At 64.0% G+C, this 8,376-nt stretch carries 7 protein-coding genes; 2 read left to right on the top strand and 5 right to left on the bottom strand.

Features of this window, described 5'->3' with window-relative positions:
* Positions 1–424: 424 nt before the first annotated feature.
* From Q1L59_RS12000 to Q1L59_RS11980, 5 genes are all read right to left on the bottom strand, one after another.
* The gene (locus Q1L59_RS12000) at positions 425–931 is read right to left on the bottom strand and encodes a universal stress protein (protein WP_300332503.1); all 507 of its coding nucleotides are present in this window, start codon (positions 929–931) and stop codon (positions 425–427) included.
* A 76-nt stretch (positions 932–1,007) separates the two neighbouring features.
* Positions 1,008–3,218, bottom strand: a complete 2,211-nt coding sequence (locus Q1L59_RS11995; protein ID WP_300332501.1) for a SulP family inorganic anion transporter — start codon at positions 3,216–3,218, stop codon at positions 1,008–1,010.
* A gap of 78 nt (positions 3,219–3,296) precedes the next feature.
* The gene (locus Q1L59_RS11990) at positions 3,297–4,031 is read right to left on the bottom strand and encodes a hypothetical protein (RefSeq protein WP_300332499.1); all 735 of its coding nucleotides are present in this window, start codon (positions 4,029–4,031) and stop codon (positions 3,297–3,299) included.
* Positions 4,032–4,060: 29 nt separating this feature from the next.
* Positions 4,061–5,611 carry a CHAD domain-containing protein gene (locus Q1L59_RS11985; protein ID WP_300332497.1) on the bottom strand — a complete coding sequence of 517 codons (1,551 nt, stop codon included), beginning with the start codon at positions 5,609–5,611 and terminating at the stop codon, positions 4,061–4,063.
* A gap of 406 nt (positions 5,612–6,017) precedes the next feature.
* Entirely contained in the window at positions 6,018–6,506 is a 489-nt protein-coding gene (locus tag Q1L59_RS11980) for a MarR family transcriptional regulator (RefSeq protein ID WP_300332495.1), read from the bottom strand.
* A gap of 321 nt (positions 6,507–6,827) precedes the next feature.
* Between Q1L59_RS11980 and can the strand changes: the two genes are divergently transcribed.
* Both can and Q1L59_RS11970 read left to right on the top strand, forming a co-directional pair.
* On the top strand, positions 6,828–7,490 hold the full coding sequence (gene can, locus Q1L59_RS11975) for a carbonate dehydratase (protein ID WP_300332493.1): 663 nt from the start codon (positions 6,828–6,830) through the stop codon (positions 7,488–7,490).
* A 78-nt stretch (positions 7,491–7,568) separates the two neighbouring features.
* Entirely contained in the window at positions 7,569–8,213 is a 645-nt protein-coding gene (locus tag Q1L59_RS11970) for a histidine phosphatase family protein (RefSeq protein WP_300332492.1), read from the top strand.
* Positions 8,214–8,376 lie beyond the last annotated feature (163 nt).

Here is an 8,376-nt window from a genome sequence, read left to right as displayed (position 1 = left end):
AGTGCGCTATTACCCCCCACGAACGCCTCGGCCTTCGCAGCCTCGCGTATCAAAGAAGCCCATCTCCAAATGGCAGGTCGATAAAGGCAAACGAATCGCCATGGCCTAATTCAACAGCATTGACCCTCGGCTCCCCCAGCACACGCACTTCAGGGAGCGGCGGCGGCAAACGGTGCCTGCCGTAGACCGACCGTGCCGGTGCAGCCTGGCGACGCGCAACGGGCGTCACCACGGTCATTGTTCCGCGAACGCCGTCTGACCACCCCGCCTCAGCACACGCACCCGCCAGTTCGCGCCAAGCGCACCGCCGCTGGCTGGACGGCGCGAGTTTCAATGGACCCTCGTGCCCCAGCGGCGCCATCCCTCGCCGCTTGGCGGAAACCGTGCGTCGTCGACCACAGACGCTCCCCGGTACGCTCTTGCTTCAGGCGCGTTTGCGCTCCTTCTCCCGCGCTTTCTCGCGCGCCTTGCGCCGGCCGGCATCGATGTCGGATGGGCGATAGACGAGAACGGGAATGCTGGAGTGGGTGAGCACGCGGTACGTTTCGCTGCCCAAAAGGAGCGACGACAGGCCGCCCCGGCCGTGCTTGGACATGAAGATCAGGTCGCACTCCTGGCTTTCCGCAACGTCGATGATCGCCTCCCATGGGCTGTCGTTGGGAACCGACAGGGCGTTGCATTCGACCCCGGCCTCCTTGCACAGCTTCTTGATGAAACCGAGGTATTCTTTCGACTTACCCTCGGAATTGTTAACCAGGCGGTCGAGCGCCGCCGGCTGAACGACATCCCCGTAATTGTCCATCTGCCCAACCGGCCGGGCGTACAGCGCCGTCAGTCTGGCTCTGGCGGCCTTGGCAAAAGCCACTGCGCGCTCGGCGGTATCCCGCGACAACTGGCTGCCGTCGGTGGGCAGCAGGATATGCTGGAACATACTCTTTTTCTCCTCCGGGTTGGCGCTTAAGGTAGCGCTCTGGCGACACGGATGATACCTCAACTGGCGGATTTTTTCACTCCTGCAGCGCCAGCAACTCCTTGTCGGCGTAGCGTAAACGAAGCGCCAGGACTTTCGCCACCGCCTCCACGATCTGCACTGCCAGACGCTTGTGCTCTTCGCGCAAACGTTCGAACTGCTCACGCCGAAGGACGAAGAGTTCGGTATCCTCGATCGCCGTGGCATCGTTCAGGCGCGTCATCTGCGAGAGGAAGGCCATGCCGCCGAAGAAGTCGCCGCGGCCGTAAGTCAACGTGTGATAGCGGCTGCTCCCGCCAGCCATCGGCAAGGTGATGCGGACGGCGCCCTTGCGGATCAGATAGAGCTCGTTGCCTGGATCGCCAAACGAATACACCTTTTCCTCCTTCGCCACCGAGCGCCGATCGAGGCACTCGACAAGGTCGATCAGCGTTTCCTCCTTGCGGTCCTTGAAGATCTCGAGATCGTGCACCTCAAGCGCCGGCAGATCGGCCAACTGGACCTGGCTTTCGCCGAGAATCTGATCTTCGATCCACTCGACCGCATCGTCGAGACCGGCGAAGACCTTGACGTGTTCGGTCGTTGTCGTCAGCTCCATCTGATCGAAGAACTCGGCGATGTTGCGCCCATTCGGCAGGTTCTGCGGCAAGCTGCTGAAAACGAGGTAGGCGTCGCGCGCACTGAGCGAGTCCCTGACCTGGCTCAAGAGGTGCACTGCGGTCACATCGACCGACTGCACACGCCGCAGATCGAGAACGACGTACTTGCGATCGCGGAGTTCCGGTTCAAGCGCCTTGTAAAGCTGATCCTTGGTGCCGAAGAAAAGGCTTCCCTGCAGTTCGAGAATCACCGTCTGCCCACCGTTCTGTTCGAGCGTCTCCATGTGCTGGCGCAGGCGAACACGCTTCGAGAAACGGCTGCCGCCGTCGATCTTGCTGCGGATCACCGTGCTGCTCAGTTGCTCGCGGATGAACAGGAACATCGCCAGCGCGACGCCCACCGCCGATGCGGCGATCAGACTGTAGCCCACGGCCACCGCGACGACCGCAACGATGACGATGAAGTCGAGCATCGTCCACGGCGATTCGAGCAGGTGCAGGCTTTGCCGGTCGATCATGCGAAAGCCGACGACGATCAGAATTCCGGCCAGCGCGCCAACCGGAATCCAGGCGATGAACGATCCCAAGGCAAGAAAGGCGATCAGCGCCAGAACGCCTTCGACCACCCCGGACGCGCGCGTCTGACCCCCGCTCGCGAGGTTGACCAGGGTCGCCCCCATTTGCCCGGCGCCGGGCATTCCACCGGCGCACGCCGAGGCGACATTGCCCAATCCCTGCGCGATCAGTTCGCGGTTCGAATCGTGCCGGCCACGGGTCAGCGCGTCGAGCACCACAGCGGTTTTCAGCGTGTCGATCGAGAGCAGGACGGCGAGCGTGAAGGCCGTGCCGAGCAAACCGCCGATCTGGCTCAGCTTGAGTTCGCCGATTTCCTGCCAGCGGCCGGTAATCGCGTCAAGCATGCTGGCTGCGGTGCCGCCGAGCGGGCCGATGATCAGCTTGTTTCCTTGCATGACGAGTAGCGCCTCGTCAGTCGTCGCAATGCCGAAATAGGTCACGATCCCGGCCAGCAAGCCGAGAATCGCCGCCGGGACGACGCGCGTCACCAGCGGCGCGAGGATCATCACCGCGGCAGTCACCGCACCGACCAGCGCACTCTCCCAGCGCCAGAGCTCGGGCGAAATCAAGGCACGCCACCATGTGGTGCCGCTCGCCACGCCGAGGAACTTGGGAATCTGGCTACCGATGATGATCAGTCCGACGCCGGTCAGATAGCCGCTGACGACCGGAAACGGGATGTATTTGATCAGGCTGCCGATACCCATGAAACCAAGCATCAACTGAACCAGCCCGGAGACCAGACCGAGCGCGGTGAGCATCAGTACGATCGACGCCGGCGCCACACCGCTATGCACCAGTTCGATGGCGAAAGCGGAAAGAACCGCCGCAGCCGGGGCGCAGGGCGCCGTAATCAGTCGGTTGGTGCCACCCAGAGCGGGCGACACCAAACCCAGTGCGGTAGCGCCGAGAATTCCCGCCAGCGCGCCAAGGCCGGCATAGGCCGGTCCGATGGCAGCGTAAATCGTGACGCCAAAAGCAATCGCCGAGGGCAGCGCGACGAGCATCGCCGCCGCGCCTCCCCAGAAATCGCCGACCAGCTTGTCGTTCCTGAACTTGATCGCCAGTTCCACGGCCAGATATCCTCCTCGCTGAAAGCGAAACGGGCCCAGGCTGCTCGCCTGGGCCCGGCATGAATCAATACTCGGCAATCAATGCGCAGCGCACGCCGCGCCCGGCGAATGCAGCGCCGCCGGCACGAGGTCCTCATGCAGTGTCCGGCGAAGTTCGCGGTCGATGTCCTCGGCGCAATCGGCGATGCTGTCGATTTCCTCGACGACCTGCGCCAACGGCAGTTTGGCTTCCAACGACAACTCCTCGTCGGCGAAAATCGTCCGCAGAAGTTGCATCGACACGCGATCCGCCTGACTCTCATACCAACTGACGGCATTCGGCGAATCTCCTGGCGCCCAGGCGCTGCCGCGCAGCAACACGGGTCGGCACGTGTCGACCAGCGCGTCGACGGCCGCGCAGACCTGATCGGTCAAATCCTGCAGCATCGGCACCAGGTATTCCGGAACGCGCCGCTCGTGATCGGTAAAGCCTGATTCGATAGCAAAGCCGGTCACCTGCCGGCGCATCTCGCGCAGCACGCGCAGCACACCACACAGCACCGGCGCGCTGCCGCCGAGCAGCGGAACGAGCATGGGACTGATCTTCTCACGCACTTCCAGCTGGTCCACCGCCTCCTCGATCGCGCGCAGACGCTCGGCGAAACGCCTCGCCTGGCGCCAGCCGTTCCCGTCCGGTCCACCGCGCAGATGGTTGATCACGGCCTCGCGGAAAATGGCCGTAAGCTCGGCGATGGCCTCGAAATGCCTCGTCAGATCTCGTTCGGTCGGTGTCGCGGCTACGGTTTTCTCGACCGCTTCGAATAGCGCTTCCATTGTCTTTGTCCTAAGTTATTGTGGGTCGATCAGGCCGCGAGCTGGCTGGTGCCAGATGTGCTCGTGGCCGTTGGGGAAAGGTCGAGGTGTGCGCTCGGCGCGCGTTTCCACGGCGCAGGCTGCTGGTGGAAGGCGTCGAGCATGCGGCCAAGTTCGGGCAGCAGCGCTTCACTCTGCTGCTCAAGCCAGCAGCACAGGTCGCCGCGCTGATCTTCGGGCAAAGCCTCACCGATCAACTGCGCGGCGACTGACAGATCGTTCAAGCGGCCGAGCACTTCCTGCAGTTCGCTGGCGGCCAGGTGGTATTGCCGCAAGGCTTCGCCAGAGAACAGCGGGGCGAAGAACTCGAGCGCGTAACGCAGCCGCTTGTAAGCCACGCGCAGGCGGTGGCGCGCCGCTGCGTCGCCGTCCATCGCTTCCGCCGCTAGCTCGCGCACCTGCTTGGCCCGCTTTTTCAGGCAGCGCGGCGCAAAATCGGCCAAGCGCTGTTCCGGGTCCTCGGGCAGAACGAGCAGGCTGGCCGGGAAGTCGAGCAGCAGGCGCGAGTAATCGAGCGAGCTCAAGGCCTGCCGCGCTGCCTGCCTGTGCATCGCGCAGCAGCGCTGCGCATAGTCGGCCAGCCGGGCCACCTCGGGGCTCTCCGGGAAGCGGTCGATGAGCGTCGGCAGCGTTTCCGAAATGAACACGTCCCAATTGCGCGTGTCGCCAAGGCGGCCGGCCAGCGCCTGCCAGAGCGGATCGAAGTCAGCGACGAAATCGGCCGGCAGCAACGGCTTCCAGACCCTGATCGCCGAGCGCAGGCGACGAATCGCGACGCGCGCCTGGTGCACGAACTCCGGACTGTCACTTTCGCGCACGCCCTGCTCGTTGCTTTGCAGGTGACGCAGGCAGGCGAGTGCGATCGTGCGGAAACCGGCGATCGTCGACATCTGGCCATCGGTCGCGATCGGCAGCGCCTTCACCGCCTGACGCGGCGCATCAATGCACGCCTGATAACCGCGCTGGAGCTTGTTCGCTGCTTCCGGATGCAGGCGCAACTCGGTCTGCAGTTTGCCCGCAGTCGAGAAGAGGTCGGCGACGCCACCGGCAACCAGATCGAGCTCCACTTCGCAGATCGGCTGGCGACGTCCGGCCGCTTCGATCCAGCCGCGGTCGAGTGACAACTCGATGCGCACGCCGTCGCGCGGTTCCAGCAGCCAGGCGCTGCGCGTGAAACTGGTCGTGAACGCCGGCTGCAACTCGTCGCGCAGCGATTCGAGCAACGCCCGCAGCGACTCGTCTTCGACGTGCGAAAAATCGAGTTCGCCGGGCTCGGCGGCCGCTTCCCACTCGGCCGTCTTCGCTTGCCGATGCAGCGGCCGGCCGCAGCGACGAACCGAGGAAAGCCACTCCGAGCCACTCTTGCGATAGCCGACGACCACGCGTTCGCGACGCAGTCGCTGATCGGGGGTGTCAAAATACGTGCTGACAACGCGTTCGCGCGTCGGCGCAGCTTCGCTCAGCAGCGAATGCTTGGCGAGCCTTCCGGCGACTCCTGGGGTCAACGAAAGATTCAGTTCGTGGTCGAGGTTCATGTTCATCGAGTGCCTCCTCCTGTAACTATTGCCCGGCGCTGTTGCCGGCTCAGACTGACCCCGGTCGGGCCGACTTCGGTAGGAACCGGTCATCGGGAGTCAGGCTGCTGTGTACTCATGGGGTGAGCACAAAGCGTGCCACGTCAAAGCGCAGGAGAAGCTGGCTGGAAAATCAATGCCGCGGCGCAGCATAGGCGCCCCAGCGGGGCTCGTAGACGGGTGTAACAAAGTGGACAGCGGAGCCCTGCCGCAAGCCCGGACAACAGCCACTGGCTATATTAGATCAATCGGTTATCCATCGCTTGAGGGCGTTGACGCAATGCCGCAACGTTACACCCGGCACTGCGCCAGATGTCGCTCTCCTCGGCCAGTCGGCAAAGATGCCCGCGGGCGATGCCACTGACGCGGCAATTCAGGCGCCGGGGGCGGCGCTGCGCGGCGTCAGCGCTTCTGCGCGGTCGAGTTCCAGAGCACTGGCAAGGCTCGACTTGATCGTCTGCAGGAGTTCACACAAATGCTCCTGTTGTTCTGGCGACAGCCCATACAGCATCTCGCAACGACTGCGCAGGATCACCGTCTCGACCTCGGCCAGCAGATGCCGCGCCCGCTCGGTGAGATGGATACCCCAGACGCGCCGGTCGCCGGCGATCGGACGGCGCTCGATCCAGCCGCTCTTCTCGACCTGATCGATCAACCGACCGACCGTCGACTTCTCGATCTCCAGCCAGGCCGAAATCTGCGACTGGGACAAGCCTTCCTGCTGCGACAGAATGGCCAGCACCGCCCATTGCGCGCGCGTCAGGCCGAGCGGCTGCAGTCTTCGGTCGACCAGCTTGCGCAGAAGGCGCGCCGATTCGGTCAGGAGAAAGCCCGCGCCACGCTGGGAGTCATTGATGATCATCGATGCGGCCTCAGTGACGAGCAAGAGATTGGCGCGCGGCGCCACTACTGGCGGCCGATTATCCCAGTTTCACCGACACCGGGCGAGCCCGCCTGCGGCGACGAGAAGCCGCTGAAAACAGCGCTCAGCGACCGCCCCGGGCGCACGCACGACCGCTTCCCTGGCGGCGAGCGAAACCGGCGCACCACAGATTTAGTAAGCTTGCTTATATTTGCTTGACTGCTTTTCTCGCCGGCTGGTAGCATGCCAGCAAGAATCAGGCGCTGGCCGCTAGCGTACACCGCGCGCCGGGCGCTCCCACCGACCGAGAGAGACCCACCGATGAAATACCTGCCCGAAGTGTTTCGTGCCAATGCCCGCTGGGCCAACGACGTGTGCAAGGCTGACCCCGACTTCTTCGCCCGACTGGCCGGCTTGCAGGATCCGGATTACCTGTGGATCGGCTGTTCGGACAGCCGCGTGCCAGCCAACCAGATCACCGGCATGCAGCCGGGCGAAGTCTTCGTCCATCGCAATATCGCCAACGTCGTCGTGCATACCGATCTCAACTGCCTGTCGGTGATGCAATACGCGATCGACGTGCTCAAGGTCAGCCACATCATCGTTTGCGGTCACTACGGCTGTGGCGGCGTGCGCGCAGCGCTGGAAGGCGCTCCGCTGGGACTGATCGACAACTGGCTGCGCCACATTCAGGATGTACGCGACCGACACCGCGATTTCCTGGCTGCGCTGCCCGACAGCACCGCGCGCTGGCGCGCCCTGTGCGAACTGAACGTGCTCGACCAGGTGCGCAACGTCGCGCGCACGACGCTGGTCGGCGACGCCTGGAAGCGCCAGCAGCCGCTGCTGCTGCACGCCTGGATCTACGGTCTCGAAGACGGGCTGCTGCAGGACCTGCAGGGCTCGCTCAGCCGGGGCGACGATGTCGATGCAAGCCTCGCGCATGCGGTCGCCAAGCTGCGTGGGCGTTACCTGAAGACCTGAGCCGCGGCCTGCACCAGGCGTGCCCACCGCCGCCCAGCGGGCAAGCCGGTGCCCGCCAAAGAACAAGGAACCCCTCGAATGCCGACGAGAATCTACCTGGTGCGCCACGGCGCCACCGATCTCACCACCGACGACTACTTCGCCGGTTCGTCCGATGTGCCGCTTTCCGATGAAGGTCACCGACAGGTGGCACGCCTGGCCGAACGGCTCAGACGTGAGAAGTTCGCTGCCGTCTATGCCAGCCCGCTGCAACGTACGATGGAAACCGCGCACACGCTGGCGCTGCCACACGCGCTGGCGCCGATCGCCGATCCCGCGCTGCGCGAAATCGACTACGGCCACTGGGAAGGACTGCCGCGCGCGTTGGTCGAGACACGCTTTGCGGATGAATACGCGCGCTGGCAGGAAGATCCCTTCGTCGTCGCACCGCAAGGCGGAGAGTCCGGCGTCAATGTGCTCAACCGCCTGTTGCCGGCCGTCCGCGCCATCGTCGAACGACATCGCCAGCGTACGGTGCTCGTCGTCTCGCACAAGGGAAGCAACCGGCTGCTGATCAGCAGCCTGCTCGGCCTGGACCCCCGCGGCTATCGCGAGCGCCTCGAACAAAGCCCGGCCGCGCTAAACGTCATCGAATTCGCACCCGAGCGGCACGCCCGCTTATGCCTGTTCAACGATGTCGCGCATTACGCGGCTGCGGTTGCCGCCGCCCCCCCACACGCCTGAACCCTCTGCCGCGCTGAAGCAGTGCTGCGCCCTGCACCCCAATGCTGTTGAATTAGGCAAAATCCCGGTATAATCCACTTTAGGCCATTGATGCAACAGACTATTTTTACCTGGAGACCATTATGATAACACGGAAACGGTTTGCAAAATCCATGCCAGCTAT

Source organism: Accumulibacter sp. (assembly GCF_029255125.1).
Taxonomy (GTDB): Bacteria; Pseudomonadota; Gammaproteobacteria; order Burkholderiales; family Rhodocyclaceae; genus Accumulibacter.
The sequence above is the reverse complement of the archived record's forward strand: the minus strand, read 5'-3'. Positions and strand labels throughout refer to the sequence as shown.

What these genes read in the sequence shown, in the direction of transcription:
- Q1L59_RS12000 (WP_300332503.1), bottom strand. Translation starts at nt 931, where the DNA reads ATGTTCCAGCATATCCTGCTGCCCACCGACGGCAGCCAGTTGTCGCGG.
- Q1L59_RS11985 (WP_300332497.1), bottom strand. Translation starts at nt 5,611, where the DNA reads ATGAACATGAACCTCGACCACGAACTGAATCTTTCGTTGACCCCAGGA.
- Q1L59_RS11970 (WP_300332492.1), top strand. Translation starts at nt 7,569, where the DNA reads ATGCCGACGAGAATCTACCTGGTGCGCCACGGCGCCACCGATCTCACC.
- Q1L59_RS11980 (WP_300332495.1), bottom strand. Translation starts at nt 6,506, where the DNA reads ATGATCATCAATGACTCCCAGCGTGGCGCGGGCTTTCTCCTGACCGAA.
- Q1L59_RS11990 (WP_300332499.1), bottom strand. Translation starts at nt 4,031, where the DNA reads ATGGAAGCGCTATTCGAAGCGGTCGAGAAAACCGTAGCCGCGACACCG.
- can (WP_300332493.1), top strand. Translation starts at nt 6,828, where the DNA reads ATGAAATACCTGCCCGAAGTGTTTCGTGCCAATGCCCGCTGGGCCAAC.